This is a genomic window from Nostoc sp. (assembly GCF_036919495.1).
Lineage (GTDB): Bacteria > Cyanobacteriota > Cyanobacteriia > Cyanobacteriales > Nostocaceae > Nostoc.
Map to the genome: position 1 here is coordinate 27977 of NZ_JBALBZ010000008.1, position 21585 is coordinate 49561.

The 21585-nt window shown below is 41.6% G+C and carries 15 protein-coding genes; 11 read left to right on the forward strand and 4 right to left on the reverse strand.

Annotated elements, in window-relative coordinates; genetic code table 11:
* Positions 1–640: 640 nt before the first annotated feature.
* The 4 genes from hflX (at position 641) to gshB (ending at position 5407) form a co-directional block, all read left to right on the forward strand.
* Positions 641–2386, forward strand: a complete 1746-nt coding sequence (gene hflX / locus V7K25_RS00845) for a GTPase HflX (RefSeq protein ID WP_335154264.1) — start codon at positions 641–643, stop codon at positions 2384–2386.
* 446 nt (positions 2387–2832) lie between these two features.
* A complete protein-coding gene (locus tag V7K25_RS00850) occupies positions 2833–3663 on the forward strand; it encodes an XDD4 family exosortase-dependent surface protein (protein ID WP_335154229.1) in 831 nt (276 codons plus the stop codon).
* Between the two features lie 256 nt (positions 3664–3919).
* Positions 3920–4192: a glutaredoxin 3 gene (gene grxC / locus V7K25_RS00855; RefSeq protein ID WP_100900687.1), complete on the forward strand. Its 273-nt coding sequence runs from the start codon at positions 3920–3922 to the stop codon at positions 4190–4192.
* 240 nt (positions 4193–4432) lie between these two features.
* Entirely contained in the window at positions 4433–5407 is a 975-nt protein-coding gene (gene gshB / locus V7K25_RS00860) for a glutathione synthase (protein ID WP_335154231.1), read from the forward strand.
* A gap of 728 nt (positions 5408–6135) precedes the next feature.
* Here gshB and ftsZ read toward each other — a convergent pair.
* The 3 genes from ftsZ to V7K25_RS00875 all read right to left on the reverse strand — a co-directional run bounded on the left by ftsZ (position 6136) and on the right by V7K25_RS00875 (position 9324).
* Complete coding sequence (gene ftsZ / locus V7K25_RS00865; RefSeq protein ID WP_109009526.1) at positions 6136–7452, reverse strand: cell division protein FtsZ; 1317 nt, start codon at positions 7450–7452, stop codon at positions 6136–6138.
* Between the two features lie 60 nt (positions 7453–7512).
* Positions 7513–7797, reverse strand: coding sequence for a hypothetical protein (locus tag V7K25_RS00870; RefSeq protein ID WP_335154234.1), 285 nt, complete (start codon positions 7795–7797; stop codon positions 7513–7515).
* Between the two features lie 672 nt (positions 7798–8469).
* Complete coding sequence (locus tag V7K25_RS00875) at positions 8470–9324, reverse strand: cell division protein FtsQ/DivIB (RefSeq protein ID WP_335154236.1); 855 nt, start codon at positions 9322–9324, stop codon at positions 8470–8472.
* A gap of 699 nt (positions 9325–10023) precedes the next feature.
* On the opposite strand from V7K25_RS00875, the gene V7K25_RS00880 reads away from it, so the two are divergent.
* A complete protein-coding gene (locus V7K25_RS00880) occupies positions 10024–11355 on the forward strand; it encodes a P-loop NTPase fold protein (RefSeq protein ID WP_335154238.1) in 1332 nt (443 codons plus the stop codon).
* Between the two features lie 95 nt (positions 11356–11450).
* Positions 11451–16496, forward strand: coding sequence for an nSTAND1 domain-containing NTPase (locus V7K25_RS00885; RefSeq protein WP_335154240.1), 5046 nt, complete (start codon positions 11451–11453; stop codon positions 16494–16496).
* Between the two features lie 201 nt (positions 16497–16697).
* Here V7K25_RS00885 and V7K25_RS00890 read toward each other — a convergent pair whose 3' ends face one another.
* Entirely contained in the window at positions 16698–17045 is a 348-nt protein-coding gene (locus V7K25_RS00890) for a hypothetical protein (protein ID WP_335154242.1), read from the reverse strand.
* A 607-nt stretch (positions 17046–17652) separates the two neighbouring features.
* On the opposite strand from V7K25_RS00890, the gene V7K25_RS00895 reads away from it, so the two are divergent.
* The 5 genes from V7K25_RS00895 (at position 17653) to V7K25_RS00915 (ending at position 21580) form a co-directional block, all read left to right on the forward strand.
* Positions 17653–18489, forward strand: coding sequence for a photosystem II manganese-stabilizing polypeptide (locus tag V7K25_RS00895; RefSeq protein ID WP_335154244.1), 837 nt, complete (start codon positions 17653–17655; stop codon positions 18487–18489).
* A gap of 779 nt (positions 18490–19268) precedes the next feature.
* Complete coding sequence (locus V7K25_RS00900) at positions 19269–20045, forward strand: RNA polymerase sigma factor SigF (protein WP_335154266.1); 777 nt, start codon at positions 19269–19271, stop codon at positions 20043–20045.
* A 164-nt stretch (positions 20046–20209) separates the two neighbouring features.
* A complete protein-coding gene (locus V7K25_RS00905; protein ID WP_335154246.1) occupies positions 20210–21058 on the forward strand; it encodes a hypothetical protein in 849 nt (282 codons plus the stop codon).
* A 2-nt stretch (positions 21059–21060) separates the two neighbouring features.
* Positions 21061–21312, forward strand: coding sequence for a hypothetical protein (locus tag V7K25_RS00910; RefSeq protein WP_118167788.1), 252 nt, complete (start codon positions 21061–21063; stop codon positions 21310–21312).
* 88 nt (positions 21313–21400) lie between these two features.
* On the forward strand, positions 21401–21580 hold the full coding sequence (locus tag V7K25_RS00915; RefSeq protein ID WP_335154268.1) for a helix-turn-helix domain-containing protein: 180 nt from the start codon (positions 21401–21403) through the stop codon (positions 21578–21580).
* Positions 21581–21585 lie beyond the last annotated feature (5 nt).

Below are 21585 nucleotides of genomic sequence, written 5' to 3' on the forward strand. Positions count from 1 at the left end.
AGTCTGGTGAACTCCTGTATTAAAACTAACCTTTACACAAGAGACACAAATCAGTAAATATTCTGAATCTAGTTACTTTTTTTACAACAAAAGCAAAATTTTTATGGAGATGTCGTGGTGGAGTCCTGTTAATTTCCAGAGTGATATGGGAGTGGAGAGCGCTTTGTGCAAGGATTTGATGAAGTTTCTCTAAGAATTTTTAAAGAAACGATATTTCCCGCAGGGTAGGACACAAAGAAATAAAAAGCCAAGAAAATTTGGCGTAGCCTCACAAAGAAATGCTATGAGAATTTACCAGACCATTCATTCCAAAACCCAAAATAATTTCTGGTGGAAATTCCAGCACATTAACTTCGGACATTACCCCCAACCCTCGATGTACAGTGACAAATTAAATATCACACCGATTTTGGCAATAGGAAATCTACATCCAGGTTTTTGGCTCTTTGGTTGAGGGTATGCTTTCTAGTTCTCTACAGTGTCAGACATGGAGACAGTTGAACCGCCATAGCCTAAAATTAGTACCCGCCGCCAACTAATTCATAATGCATCCCTCAAAAGAGAGAGATAGGAGCCTAAACCCTGTTATAAAATAGACATATAAGGATTCGGGGGGCCATTTAACTGGTCATAAACGCCTATAGAAACTATTTTTGGAAATCTCCAAGGTTTAAAGTCCAGCCAGCTGAAGCAACTACAGAGGCTGTATCACCAGCGTATACCGGGCGATCGCATCACCACATCCGAGTTTTCCCAGCGTCTGGCAGCAATTAGTACAGAAGTTAATCAGCCTGTGTGCGCCTACATCAACCGTCGCGGACAAGTAATTCGTGTGGGGGTAGGCACACCGCGTCAAACACAAATACCACCTCTAGAATTGCCCCGTTACGGTGCAGAACGACTCAGTGGTATTCGTTGCATCGCCACCCATCTCAAGGCAGAACCGCCAAATGAGGCGGCACTCACGGCTATGGCACTGCAACGCTTAGATGCCCTAGTAGTCCTAAACATTACCGGAACAGGATTTACACGACGGGGAGGCGGTGCGACTGGGTATGTCAAAGAAGCTTATCTAGCTCATCTGATACCCCAAGAGTCTCGCACGCTGATTACTAGTCCTGCTGCATTCAAAGTAGAAGAGAGCCAAATTCAATCCCCAAGCTGGAATATATCGCCACCTCTGGGCTTGGATGATCTGGCAGACCAGGATTTAGTAGACTTGGTAGAAAATCTGGAAGCGGAATTCCAGCGCGAATTTGTCGCCCAGGAAGTAGATTCTGACCACGATCGCGTGCTAATTGTGGGGCTGATGACCAGTGAGATAACCCCCCTACAATTCCAGGATACCCTAGTGGAATTGGCACGTTTAGTTGATACTGCTGGGGGAAATGTATTACAGACAATACAACAAAAGCGATCGCGCATTCATCCCCAAACAGTAGTTGGCGAAGGTAAAGTGCAAGAGATTGCCCTAACTGCCCAAACACTAGGAGTTAATCTCGTCGTCTTTAATCGCGACCTCTCACCCTCCCAAGTCCGCAACTTAGAAATGCAAATTGGTATCCGTGTGGTTGATCGTACTGAAGTAATTTTGGATATCTTTGCTCAACGCGCTCAATCTCGTGCTGGTAAGTTGCAAGTAGAACTAGCACAATTAGAATACATGCAACCGCGACTGGCTGGTAGAGGTCGCACCATGTCCCGATTGGGTGGTGGTATTGGAACTCGTGGCCCTGGTGAAACCAAACTGGAAACTGAACGCCGTGCCATTGGGCAGCGTATTTCTCGACTACAAAAAGAAGTAGACCAATTGCAAGCGCATCGTTCACGGTTACGACAGCGACGACAGCATGAAGAAGTTCCCTCAGTGGCTTTGGTTGGATATACTAATGCTGGCAAGTCCACTTTGCTGAATGCTCTCACTAACGCAGAAGTTTATACAGCCGACCAGCTATTTGCCACTCTCGATCCTACTACGCGCCGTTTGGTAATTCCTCATGGCGAAGCTAATAAACCTCAAGAAATTCTGATTACAGATACAGTAGGGTTCATACACGAACTACCTGCATCATTAATGGATGCCTTCCGCGCCACCTTGGAGGAAGTCACAGAAGCTGATGCCCTACTACATTTGGTGGATTTGTCTCACCCGGCTTGGTTGCGTCATATTCGCTCAGTCAGAGAAATCTTGGCGCAAATGCCAATAACTCCTGGCCCCGCGCTGGTTGTTTTTAACAAGATTGATCAAGCCGATAGTGAAACACTGGCTCTAGCTAGGGAAGAATTTCCCCTCGCGGTGTTTATTTCTGCAAGTCAGCGCTTGGGATTAGAAACCCTGCGTCATCGCCTTGCCCAGCTGATTGAATATGCCGTTGACTGTAGCTAAAACTTGAGTTACGAATTCAGTGTCAACATCTTAATATTAGTGTCCTAAATTTTTAACTTTGGGGAAGGCGATTTCGTCTTCCCTTCTTCGTTTAATCTAAAATCTCGTGGTATGTGTGGAAAACCATCAGCTTTTATCGTGAAGTAAATTACTAATCTTTTATACAAATTGATTGATTAAATATTCAAAAATAGAAGCTTAATTAAGCAAGCTGATTATGCATACTTTAAGCTTAAAAATAAATTCAGTGTAAATACTTGATCTACTTAATTATACTGTTAAAATTATGTTGCTTGTTTCTAACTTAAAGTTTTAATTAACCTTAATGTATAAGGTAGACAAGGAATAGTTTCTTATGCCAATTTATACATGAGCAATTATCACTAAAAAAGTTCTCTTAAGACATTTTAAATGCCTTAAATAGAAAGCAAAGGAGTTTCAAGCAAGTGTCTCAACTATATTCCAAGAAGATAGTAGGTTATGGGGCCTACTGTATATCAACATTAGCTGTGGTTATTTCGCAGATGCCAAGAGCAGATGCAGCCTCCATGACTTTCTCAGCCACAGGTACTAACTCAATATCAGGTGGAAGCAGTACAGCCCTTTCGGCAAAAGCTGTCTTTGACAATTCAATTGCAGGTCAGTTGACACTAACCCTTACTAATACAGGCCCAGGTGCATCCGCCCCTACTGATGTTCTAACAGGAATCTTCTGGGATTATGCTGGATCTGCCTTAACAAACTTAAAGTTGTCTTCAGCCAAAGCTCCAACCGTAATCAAGAATAATGTAACTACCGCAACTAATGTCGATCTTACCAAGGTTGGAGGAAATACAGTTGAATGGGGTTTTGCAAAGACTACCGCTAGCACTGGACTTGGTGGTACTAGTGGCGTAGCTAACCCAGTAACTCAGCACTACGGTATTGGTACAGCAGGTTTTGGTATATCGCCTGGTTTCGGTCTTTCGGGTGGGCAGCAATTCAATTACGGTATTATTACTGGTTACGATAGTGCAAATCCAGCAGTAAGTGGGGGGACTTTTGTAAAGGACTCTGCCACATTCGTTTTCTCAGGACTACCTACTGGCTTTGATTTAACAAAGATTCAGAATATTCGTTTTCAGTATGGTACTGGTTTAGATGAGCCTAGTACTTATTATATTGCTCCGCCACCTCCACCTAAAAGAGTACCTGAGTCTAGTGCAACAGTTGCTCTTGGTTTATTTGCTCTAGGTGCGCTGATGGTTGCCAAGAAAAAGCCTCTAGTCTCAGCTTAAATGAGAACTTAAGTGCTAACTGATAACTGAGTTAAGCTTTATAAGCAATTCTCACAATTAGATGCCACCCTGATTTTTTAACAAAATTGGTATAAACATAATATTTTAGTCAAGAGTCCAGACTTTATCTCTTGACTAATTTTTATATATAAACCAGGTTAGCGCTTTATAAGAATAAAGCCAAACCAAGATAAGGTGTCTAGAGTCAGTGGCAAAGTTCTAAAATTAAAAAGTATTAAATCAATTTGAGAACATTATGGCTGCCAAAGTAGAAATTTACACTTGGAGGACTTGCCCCTTTTGCATTCGTGCCAAAAGTTTGTTGAAGAACAAAGGGGTTGAATTTATTGAATACAGCATTGATGGAGATGAGGCAGCCAGAAATAAAATGGCTCAAAGAGCAAATGGACGCCGTTCTTTACCGCAAATTTTCATTAATGATGATCACATAGGTGGTTGTGATGATATCCACGCTTTAGACAGTCAAGGCAAGCTAGATGAGTTACTAACTTCTAGCAAGAGCGTGTAGGTTGAAAAGATATTGCTAGAAACTAGCGACAAGCCGCTACACACGGCAGTCGCTACAACTCTGGAGAGCTGGCTACGCGCTGCCTTGTTTACAGGCTTTTTTCTCATAAAAGCCATATCTGTCCACAAGACTTTATCCACCAAGTTCGACTCAGCAGTACATATATACGTCAATTGGTGAGAGCATCAAGAGATAATAATTGAATAACCATTTAATTTCTTGGTGATTGAGGTATAAAGGGTGAAACTGGCTTTTATCATTGATCCCATCCATCTCCTTGACCCGTGTCATGATACCAGTGTTGCCCTAATTGAAGCAGCTCAAATCCTGGGACATGAAGTTTGGGTGACTCAGGCAAATCTGCTGAGTGTGGTGGAGAGCAAAGCTTGGGCTGTCTTACAGCGAGTCGAAGTTGTACCAGTGCAGTTGGTGGAGGGACGCTGGGTAGCGGCGAATCTTTGGTATCAGTTGAGCGATTCTTGCTTAACTTCTTTAGAGACAATGGATGCCGTATTTATGCGGACAGATCCACCTGTCAATGATTCTTATCTCTATGCCACGTACATTCTGGATTACATTGACCAAAATAAAACCTTGGTGATTAACAGTCCTAGCGGCATCCGAGGGGCAAATGAAAAAATGTACGCCCTCCAGTTTACTAAAGCAATTCCAGAAACCATTGTCAGTGCTGATAAGCAGTTTATCCGACAATTTGTTGAAGCAAAGGGGGCAGCAGTTCTCAAACCACTGGGTAACAAAGCTGGGGAAGGAATTTTGTTTTTGCAATCAAGCGATCGCAATTTTAACTCTATTGTCGAACTCAGTACCCTCCAAGGTCGAGTGCCTGTAATGGTGCAAACCTATTTACCGGAGGCAAAAGCAGGAGATAAGCGAATTATCCTACTCAATGGCGAACCAATTGGTGCGCTCAATCGCCTCTCTAGCGGAACTGATTTTCGCAATAATATGGCTACTGGTGGCACAGTCGCTCAAACCGAAATTACCCCAAGAGAGTATGAAATTTGTACTCAAGTAGCCGAACGATTACGCCAAGACGGCTTAATTTTTGTAGGTATTGATGTTATCGGTGGCTACTTAACTGAAGTTAACGTCACTAGTCCTACAGGAATTCGTGAGATTGATCGCCTAGATGGTACTCACCTTGGTTATCAGGTTATTCAATGGCTTGAACAGACAATAAAAAGCAAAAAATAAATGTAAATTATTTTTTTGCTTCGAGTTTTGAGGGTTTGTAGTAAGCACAAACTGTGCCTACTACATCAGGACTAAAGTCCTTACTCAACGGGAAAGTTAGTCGCTGATGGGGGAAACCGTCTTCTCTCCGAGACGCTTGGCGTTGGCGGAAGCCTCTCGTAGAGAAGGCGCTAGCCTTTGTCTTTGGGAGAAGACCGCGCTAACTCACTAAGAACTTGTTTATCCAGCAATTTAAACTTGACGCACTACTATTTTCCAGAAAACAGACTTCCTTCGGACGCTTGCGTGGAGAACTCGCCCACACAAATTAATTTAAGTAAATATACTTGCTTATTAATGAATCGCGGGGGTAGATGTAGCGATAACTAGAACTGGCTATGACGCTCTCTACGTTCGCGCAGCCTGTCACAGACAGACGCTCTTGCTAGCTTGCTTCCCTGTAAGGGGACGAAAACTCGCTATCGGTGTCGTATCTGTAGCTGGGCAGGTATTCTTGTTTATTTGTTTCAAAAGCATAGCTGGACATGTGAGCCAGCAGACTCCTGCCCAAATATCATTCTATTTCTATAAAGTAGCGTTAACGAGTTTTTACCCATTAGCAAGATTGGGGATGGCAACAGATTGCTTACCCCTGCTCTTAGTAAAACCCTGGAACTAGCAGATTTTATACAGCACTCAGCCTAACCTGAGACTGCTAATTTAATCTAAAACCTCAAATCCAAAATCTTTTAATTCCGTGGTGTACGTCGGTTTCTCAGAAAATCAGGTATATCTAATCCAGGTTTTTCTTTTGGTTCTGGAATTGGAGTTGGAGTTGGAGTTGAACTTGGGGTTGAGGTTGGGGGATTAACTGGGGGTTGCTGTGTTGTTGGTCGCTTCGAGGTATTAGGTGCTACTCGAACGTTCGCTACGCTTTGTTGTACCGCAGCTTGCACTTCACCTGTAAACCCAGTGGCAATTACAGTAATTCTTACCTCACCTTGGAGTCTGTCATCAATTACAGCCCCAAAAATAATATTGGCGTTGGGATCAACTACTTCATAAATTGCTTCTGCGGCCGCATTCACTTCATGCAAAGTGAGGTCAGTACCACCAGTAATATTAAAGACAACCCCTCTGGCACCTTCAATAGAACATTCTAGTAATGGTGAAGAAATAGCTGCGATCGCAGCTTCTCTGGCTCTAGATTTTCCAGAGCTAACGCCAATTCCCATCAATGCCGATCCCGCATCTGCCATCACAGCTCGGACATCAGCAAAGTCAACGTTTACCAAACCGGGGATCGTGATGATATCAGAAATACCTTGCACCCCTTGACGCAGTACATCATCTGCATAACGAAAAGCTTCTTGCACAGGTGTTTGTTCGGGTATCACTTCCAGCAGCTTGTTGTTGGGAATAATAATCAGTGTATCTACCCTACTTTTTAGTCCTTCAATACCTTGTTCGGCTTGGCTGGTACGGCGGCGGCCCTCAAACACAAATGGACGTGTGACTACACCAACAGTCAGAGCGCCCATTTCCTTTGCTACTTCTGCCACGATGGGGGCTGCACCTGTCCCAGTACCACCCCCCATACCAGCAGTGATAAATACTAGGTCTGCACCCTCTAAAGCTGTAGCAATTTCGTCTCGTGATTCTTCTGCTGCCTTTTGACCAATGGCAGGATTACCACCTGCTCCTAAACCCCGCGTTAGCTTCTGTCCGATTTGTAATCTACTGGGAGCGCCAGCTAAGGTAAGAGCTTGGGCATCAGTGTTAATTGACCAAAACTCTACCCCAGAGACATCAGATTCGATCATGCGGTTAACGGCATTCCCACCGCCACCACCTACACCAATCACTTTAATGTTGGCAACCCGGCCAGGAACAATCTCGCCAATTCGGCTATTTTCCGTAGAAATCTTCTTATTATCGTGATTTTGTCCGAAGTTCAACCCAGAGTTATTAAAGGGATTGGTCGAGTTAACTGCCAGAGAGAACCCCGGCTGTCCCGTCGATTGGGAATTTTTATAGTTAAGTCCTTGGTTATTATCAAGTGTCATTGGATTTGTCAAAGGGTAGATAAACGACTTTTTCAGGTGTTATTCACCTCAGAGTCAACTTTAGTTTGACAGTGCCACAATATTAGGGCACTGTTCTTTATTGTTTTCACTACTGCCAAGCCTAGCAGAATTGGCAGTGCGAAAATTTGCTATGGGATGAGCCTTCAAGGCAACCGATCGCACAGCCAATTCTAGAGAAGTATACCTACATTTATCAAAAAGTGATCTGTATAACTTCAACCAGACATTAATCGCTTCATTATTTTCAGCAGAGGGCAGAACTTGTAAATACACACCACAGCGCATCTTATCTACCTCAATAATATTGTTAATAAATTTCACCATTGGGGATAGCTGCAACTTTAGATACAAAATTTACCTTATACTTACTTATCCCTAAAGTTCGAGTAAGCAATAATTTACTTTGTCAGACTATACCTGATTAATTTGTTGTTTGGGGGTCTTAATGGAGACTTTGTTCGAGCAATAGTCTATCTTACGAGAACCCTTACTAGTGTGGTCAACAAATCAATATTTTTCCAGAGGTTTCGTAACCCGATAGAAATTACGGCACAGAATAATCTAAACTGATTGCCCAGAAGCAATGCTTACGCAACTTTGGGCGGCATTTTCCTTTACAGATTGAAACTTCGGTAAACTGTCTTTGGAATAGAAGGCGTTTTGCACGCCATAGCCCATGATTAGATTGTTGAACATCTTGCACCCTACTATTAGGTGTTAGGGGTCATAATTGAAAGTGTTTTACTCGTAATAGAGATTTTAGGATTTATCTTCTCATTTTAATTAGAAGTTAATGCCAATTTTCGTGTGGTTTGCTCGAAAACTGAAAATAATAAATTTATTTATCAGCATAAAGCTTCTTAATTTACTAGGAGCTATCAATACATTAAACACTCTAGTACTGCAAGGCGGAAGTTAAAAGTCAAGCATTCAAAAGAATTGTATTCCAGGCTTTTACGCCATTTGAAATGGTATGTTTATTTACGCCATGCTGTACTAGATGTTTTTAGGAGTTTTGGAAGTTAATTTTTGTTCTTTTTGGTTCATCTGTACTAATGGAAGTTCGGGATTTTTCAGATCAATATACTCTATTTGGCCGGAATTTAGTTTTGCTGTTAAATGGCGCATTTGGGCGAGTACTTTAATTTGTTCAGACAGTTGGGGGCCTGGAACGCCAAGATGCACATTTCCTAGTTCCGTTTTCAAAATTAAATTCGCTGGATTTTGGCAATCAATTTCCATCACCTTTATGGGGCTTTGGCTTACAGCTTGATGAAGTTGAGTCCAGTGGAGACAGTATTGTTTGGGCAATCCAATTACTCTGAGATTGGGTAATTTCTTAGTAGGATTCAGTGATGTGTATTTTTCAAAAGGCATCCAGGCCCCGCTTGCATCTAGTAAGCCGATTGTGACTTTTTTGTTGCCAACGCCTTGATTTTGCCCACTTGGTGTTTGAGTTACGGCTACAGGGACTCGTTCTTGGATTTCAATGTTTAATCCAGGAGGAAACAAGCGGCGTCTAACGATAGCTTCGGCAATAGTTGGTTGTTTCTTCAAAGAGTTAGCGATCGCTGCCGGTTCAATCCGCCACAAAGATTGGGGGTAAGATAGCATCAACAGTGATTGAGTGGTTTCATCCGACAGAGACTCATTGCCTGATTTGATCGCTACTTGTTTAGGACTTTTTAGCACCCACACTGGTTGAACTGCCACCCACAGTAATCCAACCGCCAAACCGGTAATGGCAAAAGTTCGCCAAATAGCTTGAATGATTCTTATTTGCCTCTGCCGACGTAATTTCTTACGGCGCTGGGCTAGATCCGTGCGGGAAACTGATATTATGCCAGCCATTCAAACCCCTTTCTACTTACAATCCAAATTCCTTGACGCGCTTGTATCATTATTAATCTCAGTAAACACTGTCGGCATCTGTTAACTGCTCTCCTCAAGACTTTTTTTATTTTTAGTAACACTTTACAGTAACTACATAACGAACGTGGCGCTAGTCATCCTTTGAATTAAAGTTTCCGGTGTCCATTCTTAGCTTACTGTTGTCTTTTCGACAAGGGATCGTCAAACATCTTGTCTTTAAAGATTACAAAAGGCTAATTTGGATATTTATAATTTTGCAGCCTTGACAAATAAAACATGAAATGATATTAACGGATTCCTACGTCTCTGTGTAGATTGCTATAATTAATACCAGTCCTTATGATTAGCAATCCAAACTGGGAACTCTAAGATGTAGTAGCTTTTTTACTAATTAACTCAGCCATAAAAGGTTGTGCTAGGTCAAACAAAAGCTACAGATTATCAAAACTCAATAGCAGGTGTAAAAAGGACAGATATGCTTAAGGTTACTAGGGTCAACTAAATCTCTACCATACTACTGACAGCGATCTCTAACAAGTGCTGTCTTTTGCAAGATACTACCAACTTGCGAAATAATTCTGTGCCTACATCTAGGCTGGAGATTTTTGGTATAAAAAATACAAGTTAACTGCATCTACACACACATCTACACACACATCAACATACACCTCTAGATACATGAAAACGACATTAAATTTGTCACGTTTTTATAAAGCATGTAATCCAAGCTATACGCTTAATATAAGTAACGTGCTAGATCGCCAGTATTACATAGATTTTGCTGATGTCCGTGGTTGCAAGATTGTGGAAGAATTGCAGCGGACTATCATTCGGATTTCTCCTGATGAGCCAACCTGCCAGTTATTTACAGGTCACATTGGTTGCGGGAAGTCAACGGAATTGCAGCGCCTCAAGACAGAACTAGAATTGGCGGGATTTCATGTAGTTTACTTTGAGTCCAGTCAAGACTTAGATATGGCAGATATTGATATCAGCGATATTTTGCTGAGTGTAGCCCGTCAAGTCAGTGCCAGTTTAGAAGGCATTAACATCAAACTTAAACCTGGTTACTTTACCAATTTGTTTAAAGAAGTAGGCGATTTTTTGCAAAGCCCCATAGAGCTTTCTGGACAAGCGGAGTTATCGTTGGGTATTGCCAAAATTACCGCTAAAACTAAAGATAGCACTCAGACGCGGAATCAACTAAGGCAATATCTGGAACCACGTACCAATAGTATTTTGCAAGCGATTAACGAAGAAATTCTAGAAAAGGCTGTTGAACAGCTAAAGCTACGGGGTCAAAAAGGATTAGTAGTAATTGTAGATAATTTGGATCGAGTGGATATGCGTCCCTTAGCTTCGGGGCGATCGCAACCAGAATATCTCTTTATCGACCGAGGCGAACAGCTACGCCGACTCAAATGCCACCTAGTTTATACAATTCCTCTAACGTTAATTTTCTCCAATGAGTATGAGACACTGAAAAATCGTTTGGGGGGAGGGATTGCGCCAAAAGTACTACCGATGGTATTGGTGCGTCAAAGAGATGGCAGTGACTACGAACCAGGGATGTCACTAGTCCGCCAATTAGTTCTAGCAAGAGCTTTTCCAGAAGTTCCTTTGAATGAAAGGCTTTTACTAATTACAGAATTATTCGATCACTCTCAAACTTTGGATCGTATATGTCGCGTTAGTGGTGGTCACATTCGTAATTTATTAGGTTTACTTTATAGCTGCCTACAACGAGAAGATCCGCCTTTTTCTAGGGACTGCTTAGAAGCCGTGATTAAGGACTACCGCGACGATCTGCTATTAGCTATTGATGAATCCCAGTGGGAATTATTGTTTGAAGTAGTGCAGCAGCAGAGAGTTAAAGGTGAGTCTGATTATCAAAGCTTACTAAGAAGCATGTATCTATTTGAATATCGTGATCCTCAGGGGCGATGGTTTGGCATCAGTCCAGCTCTAGCAGAAACAGAAAAAGTTTTAGCTTGGCAACAAAAAAAGTAACAGTGCTGCGTGAGTCGTTAGTCCTTTGTCATTTGCCATTGGACTAATAACTAATGCCTAATTTCCCATTCCCGATTCCCCATGCTCAATAACCCATGACTACTGATAAGCAGCTACACATCTACACAAAAGAAAATCAGCATACTTTGCAAAGACTGATTAGAGCGATCGCACTTTCTGAAGGACAATTTGCCCTAATTTTAGTTCGGTGTAACTATGGGCAATTACGTGAGCAAATGTTAGAAAATATTCGCTCTATTAGCAAAGACATTTATCTCAGAGAAATCGTTCTGAATCCATCAACTACTTCCTTACATAATACAATAATCTCAGAACTATCTTTAGATAATCCTGCTGTCCTTACAGATTCTTTGCCATCAGCTGTAATGGTTTTTGGTATTGAGTCAACTATAGATATAGAAAACTTACTTACAGGCATCAACCAAGCGCGAGATATCTATGCCGCGACTTTTCCATTTCCAGTGGTGTTGTGGCTACAAGATGATGTGGCATCATTGCTTTCAAGATTAGCACCTGATTTTAAAAGCTGGGCTGTAACTACGATTAAATTTGAAATGGCAAAAGCAGATTTAATTGCTTTGATCCAACAAGAGACAGAATCTCTATTTGCTAAAGTTTTAGAAGCAGGTGCCGAAATATTTTTATCTAACGCTTCCCTAGATTTAGATCCTAAGTCTCAACACCGCCATGAAATAGAATCAGCTCGTAATGATTTGCTGCGCCTGTACGGCATTAAATTAATAGCAGGATTAGAAGCTAGTTTAGAATTTGTTATAGGGCGAGATAAATATGCCAACGATCAAATTAATGGTGCTTTAGACAATTATCAAAAAAGCCTAGTATTGTGGCAGCAAGAAACGATGAAAATAGGAGAACGAGAAAGTAATTCTTCTTTATTTCTTTCAGATCCTCATTGTATACTCCCCTCATCTTCACTTAAGCAAGCAATAGTACTATTCCATCTGGGACTGTGTTATCACCGAATGGCAGACTTACACCATAATAGTAGCTATTGCGAACATGCTCTATTGTGGTTTAAAGAATGTCTAGAAATATTGGAGGAGACAAAAAGAGAAGACTTAGTTGCTAAATTTATTTTGCCTGCTTGTGAAATGCTGCAACGTTTACAAGCCTGGGATGACTTAAAAGAATTAGCTCAAAAGTCATTACATCTACATAAAACCTATGGAAGCCCTGCACAAATTGCTCAAGATTATGGCTTTTTGGCAAATGTGGCAGCTTCTGAGTCGAATTGGATACTAGCTCATGAATTGGCGAATACAGCACTTTCTATCTCCGAAGAAGTAACACAAGCTTCTCTAGGAGACGCTTTGCGAAGACGACGGCAAGAAAGTTGGTATCTTCTCTTGCTAGCACGTACACAGAGGCATCTAGGTGAACCAGAGGAGGCTATCAATAACCTGGAATGGGCGAGGGTAGTTTGTGAGCTACAACATCAGCCATCCCTTTATTTAGAGATTTTAGAGGAACTGCGATCGCTTTACTTTTTTGAGCGTCATGATTATACAGAAGCCTTTAAGCTCAAGCAGGAAAAAATTCAAATAGAACATCAGTATGGCTTTCGTGCCTTCATTGGGGCAAGCCAATTGCAGCCGCGACACTCTAGAATTAACCCAGCATTGGAATCTCAAAAAATACCGTTTATTTCTGAGGGAGTTGCCCAAGAAATATCTGCTTCTGCACGACAGCAAGATGTCAATCGTTTGATTGAAAGAATTACTCGTGCAGACTACAAGCTCACAGTAATTTATGGGCCATCCGGTGTAGGTAAAAGTTCAACTCTCAAAGCTGGTTTAGTCCCAGCGCTCAAAGGTAAAGTTATCGGTGAACGCATTCCTATACCTATTGTTTTGTCTGTTTATACTGATTGGCTCACAGTCTTGATCGGCAGTCTAAATCAAGTGCTAGCATCCACAGGAATGTCAGTTAATCTTGACTCTACACCCACTATACTCCTAGAAAAAATTCGGTTAGCAACCGAGCGCAATTATACAATAATTATCATCTTAGATCAGTTTGAAGAATTTTTCTTTATTAGTAATCTTCCCACGGAAAGAATCGAATTTTACAAATTTTTTAGTGAATGTTTAAATATTTCATTTGTTAAAATTATTTTGTCATTAAGAGAAGATTATTTACATCATTTACTAGAATTTGAACGGTTGAGCCAAAAGAATAGTATTGGTTTATATGATTTAGGCGTAATTAATAAAAATATTCTCGATAAAGATATTCGCTACTATCTAGGAAAATTCTCTAGCCAGGATGCTAAAGCCATAATTCATAGTCTTACTCAGCGTTCACATTCTGAACTGAGTGATGAATTAATTAACCGATTAGTCCAGGATTTAACAGGAGAACTAGACGAAGTACATCCAATTGAATTACAAATAGTTGGCGCTCAACTACAAATAGAAAACATTACCACACTCGCACAATATAAGCTTTGCGGCGGCTCGGCAAAATTGGTGGAACGCTGGCTTGGGGAGGTTATTAAAGATTGTGGTCAGGAGAATGAAGAGTTAACTTGGAAACTATTATTTGAGTTAACTGATGAAAAAGGTACGCGACCGTTAAAAACTAAAGCGGATTTAGTGGCTGCATTAGTTAATAATCATGATATAGATACAATATCAAGCTTTGAAACAGTTGGGGAACTGATTTTAGAAATATTGGTGGGTTCAGGTTTGGTGTTGCGAGTTAGAGAAGAGTTAGGCGAGCGCTACCAGCTAGTTCACGATTATTTAGTTGAACCAATTCGCCAAAAGAACAATTATGGTATGCTCGCAGAATTAGAAAAAATCAAACTTGAAAAAACTAAAGCTGAAGTCGCTCAACAACTTAGTCAAAAGCAACTCAATTTGATATTGCAACGGCGACTGCGGGAAGCACGGTTAGCAGGCGCAGTGCTGGCAATTATGGGCGGAACAATAGCAACATTATGGTGGCAAGCCGACTTGCAAAAAAGAGCAGCAGTCCGCCAAACTCTACGAGCTGAACGCAGTGAAAGCAACTTGAACATTAGTGCGATCGCTGCTGCTAGCGAAGCTCTGTTTGCCTCCAATAAAGAATTTGATGCCCTATTAGAAAGTTTGCGGGCTTGGAGAGGACTTAAACAGGCAGATGTCGTGCAGCCAGATACCCGAATGCGGGTAGTGACAGCCTTGCAACAGGCAGTTTATGGGGTAACAGAGGTTAACCGCCTGGAAGGGCACACTGATGTTGTCTGGGGACTAGCTTTCAGCCCAGATGGTGATTTGCTAGCATCAGGTAGCCTAGATAAAACTGTGAAACTTTGGCGTCCTGACGGAACCTTACTCCAAACCCTTGAAGGTCACACTGATGCTGTCAACTGTGTAAGTTTTAGCCCTGATGGTCAAACCCTAGCCTCCGCCAGCCTTGACAAAACAGTGCAAATCTGGCACAAAAACTCGGTTACAGGTAGATTTGACACCAAGCCATATAAAACCTTGAAAGCACATGGAGATGGGGTTTATAGCGTTAATTTTAGTCCTGATGGTGAATTGTTAGCTACTGGTAGTAAAGATAAAACCGTAAAACTCTGGCGCAAAGACGGAAGCTTAGTAAAAATACTGAGAGGACATCAAGGGCCAGTTAACTGGGTAAACTTCAGCCCTGATGGTCAATTCATCGTCTCATCCAGCGACGACAAGACATTGAAAATCTGGCGACGCGACGGTAGCCTTGTTACAACTTTGCAGGGACATCAGAAAGCTGTGACTGTAGCTGTTTTCAGCCCAGATGGTAAATTGTTGGCGTCAACAGGTCTAGATAAGACAGTGAAGCTTTGGCGGCGGGAAAGTAACAGCACTAAAGACGGTTTTGACTTTCGTCTTTATAAAACTTTACGGCAGCATCGTAAGCCTGTGTGGAGTTTGAGTTTCAGTTCCGATAGTCGAAAGTTAGCTTCCGCAGGTGAAGACAAAACCATAAACCTCTGGAGTACCAATGGTACTTTACTCAAAACCTTCAAAGGGCACAGCGATTATGTTGTCAGTTTAGCTTTTAGTCCAAATAACAAATTGCTGGCCTCAGGAAGTTACGACAAAAGTGTGAAACTATGGAGTTTAGATGCCCCAACACCGTCTATTCTTCAAGGGCATCGGAAGCGAGTTTTGAGCGTTGCTTGGAGTCCTGACGGTCAGATGCTAGCTTCTGGTAGTCGCGATCGCACTGTAAAACTTTGGCAACGATACACCAGTAGTGGCGAGGTCAAAACCCGACTTTATAAAACTTTAGTGGGGCATACAAATCAAGTTACTAGTGTCAGTTTTGACCCCAAAGGTGAAATGCTGGCCTCAGGAAGTTTTGACAAAACAGTTAAACTTTGGCGGCTTGACGGTACCTTAATCATGACTCTCCACGGGCATAGCGATAGTGTGATGAGCGTGAATTTCAGTCCTGATGGTCAGTTGTTGGCATCAGCTAGCAAAGATAAAACAGTGAAACTTTGGAACCGTGAGGGCAAGTTACTCAAAACCTTAGTGGGGCATCAGGATTCGGTAAATAGCGTAAACTTCAGCCATGATAGTCAGGTTTTAGCCTCTGCCAGTGATGATCAAACTGTTAAACTTTGGCAACGAGATGGTACGTTGTTAAAAACTTTATCGCCCCTTGACAGCTGGGTGACAGGTGTCAGCTTTAGTCCCACTGACGAGTTGCTGGCTTCTGCTAGTTGGGATAACACTGTGAAACTGTGGCGACGGGATGGGACGTTGTTAAAAACCTTATTGAAGGGGTACAGTGATAGCGTCAATGCCGTTACTTTCAGTCCCAATGGTAAATTGCTCGCCGCCGCCAGTTGGGACAGTACAGTGAAACTCTGGAGCCTTGATGGCAAATTAATTAAAAGTCTTAATGGGCATCGCGCTGGAGTACTTAGTGTCAGTTTTAGCCCAGATGGTCAAACACTAGCATCAGCCAGTGATGACAACACGATAATCTTGTGGAATTTAAATCTTGATAACTTACTTGTTCGTGGTTGCGACTGGGTGGGCAATTACCTCAAACACAACCACAATCTAGAGGAGCGCGATCGCCTTCTTTGTGATGGTATAACCAGTAAAAACCTTTTTTAATTACGAATTGCGTTAGCGTTAGCGAGGAACGAGCGTCAGCCCCAAGTCTTGGAGATGCTACGCGAACCGAGAAGTCATTACGAATTACGAATTACGAATTACGAATTAGCTTGAAGCCTCAATGAGCAACCGCTCTTGGTTTAGCGGTTGATGAGGCGATCAGAGTTATTAATTCACAGCTAGAAATTTATTTCGAGATGATCAGCCGTATGAGCGATCGCTCTCCAAAACTTCATGATTATTTTCTGCGGGAGCCTCTTGTGGCAAATTTGCTAAAAAGGCTTGTAGTCTCATGCGCTCAATATAAGGCCAGCCTCCCTCAGACTCAATATCTTTCAGTAATGAGTAGAGTTGTCGGCGGTTAACAGGCAAACTCTCTTGAAAAATCCCATCCCGGATCTCTCGGTGTAAATGCTCCAATTGCCGAAGCATTGCCAAAAGAGCTACACTATCGCCTTGACAACCTTGAACTGCATCATACACCACAGTTGCGATCGCTTGCAGTTTACAGGACAACTCCTCTGATTCAAGATTTTTGTTATCGTTCATGCCATCCTTTCCGTATAAATGAGGTCAACTCAAATTTACCGGAGATTTTTAATTTTCCCTAGTTTGCCAATAGTTCCTCTAGAAAATGAAGCTTGTGTAAGCTTCTAGAATCTCTCTTTCCCCCTCTCTCCCTTGAGTCAGGGGTGAATATAACTAGATTTGTATCTTTATCAAAAGCAATTGCGATCGCTCGTAAAAGAGCGTAGTAACCTTTACCATAGCCTCCACGGCAGCTAGATGCGATCGGGATGAGACTTTCTTGAATTTTGAGTACTTTGATTTTGAGTTAAAAAAAATCGTATGATCTGGCTGATTTACCCATCAAACAATGGGCTGTATGTAGTGGCGTCACATACATGATACAAAAAGACTTGGGCGACGCCGCTTTTGCTATATGCAAGAGCAAAGTGCGAAGCAGCGACACGTTTAAGTACGTTTAGCAGAGAAAAGTTTGAGTGGCGACTGCCAACCTATACGCCCGGGCACTTGTTTCAACTCTTGCAATCAGAGCAATACAATGTCCGATAAAGGATGGCTTCTCGTCAAAGATCAAAGCTTCGATGCAGTTTTACAACTTAGATATTAATTTTTGAGATTGAGGTTGACCATGAGGTATCGCGCTTTAATTGTTGCATTCTTGGCTTTGTGCCTGGGGCTAATAACTGCTTGTAGTGATGCTCCTGCTGTTAGTAGTGGTAGAGATGTACTCACTTACGATCAAATTCGCGGCACTGGCTTGGCTAACAAATGCCCCCAACTAGCAGAAACAAGCCGTGGCTCCATTCCCATTGATTCTAGCCAGTCTTATGCCATCAAAGAACTTTGCTTAGAACCAACTAGCTTCTTTATCAAAGAAGAACCTGCGAATAAACGCCAACAAGCAGAATTTGTTGCTGGCAAATTGTTGACCAGATACACTTCCACCATTGATCAGGTGCAAGGCAACCTAAAAATTAACCCAGATAATAGCCTCACCTTTGAGGAAACTGATGGTCTTGATTTCCAAGCCATCACTGTGCAACTTCCTGGTGGTGAGCGAGTACCTTTCCTCTTCACCATCAAAAACTTGGTTGCTCAAACCCAACCCAGTTTGAGCAGCATTAACACCTCTACGGACTTTGAAGGCACTTTCAAAGTTCCTTCTTATCGTGGTGCTGCCTTCCTAGATCCAAAGGGTCGTGGTGTCGTTAGTGGCTACGATAATGCTGTGGCTCTCCCCGCCCAAGCAGATGATGAAGAACTTACCCGCACTAACGTCAAGCGTGCTGAAAATCTTAATGGCAAGATTTCATTGCAAATCGCTAAAATCGATAGCTCTAGTGGTGAAATTGCTGGTACTTTCGAGAGCGAACAGCCATCTGATACAGATTTAGGTGCTGGCGAACCTAAAGAAGTTAAGATTCGCGGTCTATTTTTTGCACGGGTTGAACCGACTCGTGGCTAAACTCTCTAGAGTTAGGTAACTGACTGGCATTCAGAACTACAATTCTGTAAGCATCAAGTTTCATAACAAAAGTTAACTTTTTTGCCCCCATTTTTCAGGACTGTTTCATTCCTATAAAAGCATTACAGTGACGAAAAGAGACAAAGGTTCAAGGGGAGACAAGAGAAAAATTCTTCCTTCCCTTGTTCCCAGCTTTTCAAGAGGCTTTTAAAGAATGAAACAGCCCTGCCTTTTTTAGCTATTTTTTACAAATATAAGGGAGGAAACTTTAAATACAACAAAGGGTTAGATGCCTTTTGTTGTATCTTTTTGCGTAAATTTACGTATTATTTTCTGCAAATTATTAGTAATTTTTAATTATTGGATGAATTTTAATTTAATGAACAGGTAATTTTACTGTAAATCAAACTTTTGCTTATCCAATAAAATTGTGGCTACTGTTGTTTTGTTTATAGAAATTAGCTTCAGCATTAATTAATTAAAGTTAAGTACAATCTCGGTTTTATATTTGGTAAATAATTTTATATTTTATTTCTATGTAGTCCTAAAAACAGCTACAGAACATACCGATTTTGCTTATTTAAACTTTGCTCGATTGTCAAGCAAGTCTATGGAATTTTCTTTAGAAAAACGTTGTTATCTACCAGAGAATTTGCTAAGGCATATAGCACGATATTGATATTGATGTCGTGCTATCACCTCCGGCGGGCGGGTACGCCATCGCAGCTGAGTTTAAAACAGAGAAATTAATTGTTGATTTACTTAATGAACATGGTGCTATGCCTACCACAACAACCAATGAACTGAAACATGAAATTTGGCAGTTGTTGCGAGAATATCAGCAATCTCCGTCAGGAAATATTCGCAATAAGCTGGTAAAACTCAATATTGGACTTGTGAGAAAAGAAGCTCACTACTGGACGAATCAATGTCATGAAACTTACGATGATTTGCTCCAGGTTGGATCTTTGGGTTTAATCAGGGCTATTGAAAAATTTGAACTTTCCAAGGGACATGCCTTTAGTTCTTATGCTCTTCCCTATATTCGGGGTGAAATTCAACACTATCTCCGAGATAAAGGTGTCACTGTGCGAATTCCTCGCAAGTGGTTAGCACTGCAACAGCAAGCAATAGGAGTGTCACGTTCTTGGCGTGAAAAGCATAATCGTCAACCAACAGACTCGGAATTAGCAACAGCACTGGAAATTTCTTCAAACGAATGGCAAGAAATTAAATTAGCATGGATAAATCGCGCTCCCTTGAGTCTCGATGTGCCAATCCAAGATGGAGAAGAAGGCTCTACTTGTTTGGGAGAATTAGTTCCAGATCCTAACTATCGCAGCTTTCAACTAGTACAAGAAGACCAACTTCGCTTGCAACAAGCATTGGTTCAGCTAGAACAACGCACTCGCGATGTGTTGGAATGTGTGTTTTTACAGGATTTAACACAAAAACAAGTTGCAGAACATCTGGGAATTAGTGTAGTAACAGTTTCCCGTAGAGTTAAAAAAGGTCTGGATTTGATGAAACAGCTTATGGGTGTGGCAGAAGATTGATTGCATAAACATCAAGCCGCAGTTATGCCCAGGAGGCAGTGCTAAAAATAACCCTCAAAATTTAAAAAGTTAAGTTATAAAGGGAACATACTTTGCCTTTGATACAAATTTTAGGCATGTTAATTTCAACTTTCCAATTTTTCAATGGCTTTTGAGAATAGCTCATGGGCAGAAATTTAAAAATTACAATTGCAGCTATTTTAACTTTGGCGATCGCTGGATGTGCTTCTGAAGATACACCACAAGCCATTAATCCTGCGCCAATTCCCAAAATAGTAGCAAAGTCGCCATCAACGACTCAATCCTTTAAGAATCCAGTGATACCTGCCAAAGAGGTTTCACAAGTTACCCCTGCATCTGCTAACTTGATTCAATCCACTAATGCTACAGAGCGGGCACGGTTTGTTCAGGTATCAAAAGACCGAACTGACCCGTTTGCACAACTTTTCGGGCAGACTCCCGAAATGCCTAAAACAGTTGGAAGACCTGTTCCCATGTTGCCTAAGCTACCTACTGCATCCCTAACAGTCCGAAAACTTCCAACACCCAACATAGCTTTAAATCAGAAAAAAAATAAGATTGCTTCTGTACCAAAAAAAGTCAATCCTAGTTTGATTTCAGTCTTACCTAAAGTTTTGCCTCAAGTTGTCCCCAACCCAGCTTTAATATCTGTATTGCCACCGCCAGCACAACCTGAGTTAGCAAAAGCAGTTGTTGTGACTGGTGTAGTTCTAATTAGTAAAGAACCACAGGCAATTATCAAAGTACCGGATGAGCCGACGAGTCGCTATGTGCAGGCGGGACAGCGATTAGCAAATGGCGTACTAGTTAAGCGTATTGAAATGAATCAGGGCTACAATCCGATCGTGATTCTGGAACAATATGGTATTGAAGTTGCCAAAATGGTAGGAGAAGGGGCTGTTAATTCAACGCCGTCCGCTGCATCTGCTAGCGGCAATCCTGTTTCAGTGACAACGCCTCCCTCAAATCCTTTAAATGTTGGAGCTTCATAAAGATGGAGACTAAGGAAAAAATTGAATTCGCTGGTTTGCCTTTAGCTGTTTATAGAGAGATAGCAGCTCATTTACATCAAGTCGAAGGGGTAGAAGTGGATTTAATTCCCCAGTCATCCCAAGAGTTTGATTACAATCAAAGTCAAATTGGTGGCTTGTGTATCTCGTGGACAGCAAACTCTGGTTCAGAAAGTCGGCAAAGAGTTAACCAAATTTTGGCTTACTATCAAAATCGCTATATGAATCCTATTTAATTTGTGAAAGTTAAAATTTTAGATTCCCGATTTCTTGGAGAAGTCGGGAATTTTGTTGTTCACGAATGACTAAGTAGAGCTACTGCAACTGTCTCAAGTTGATTTTGCTAGCAAAGTTGGTGTGTCCTTTCACAGTGTCAATCGATGGGAGAATGGAAGAAACAGACCAATTCCTCTAGCACTCAAGCAGATTAAAAAATTGTTACATAATAATATTGGAGAACCAGGTGAAAACCTGTTAACCAAATACTTTAGCAATCAAGACTAGCAGCG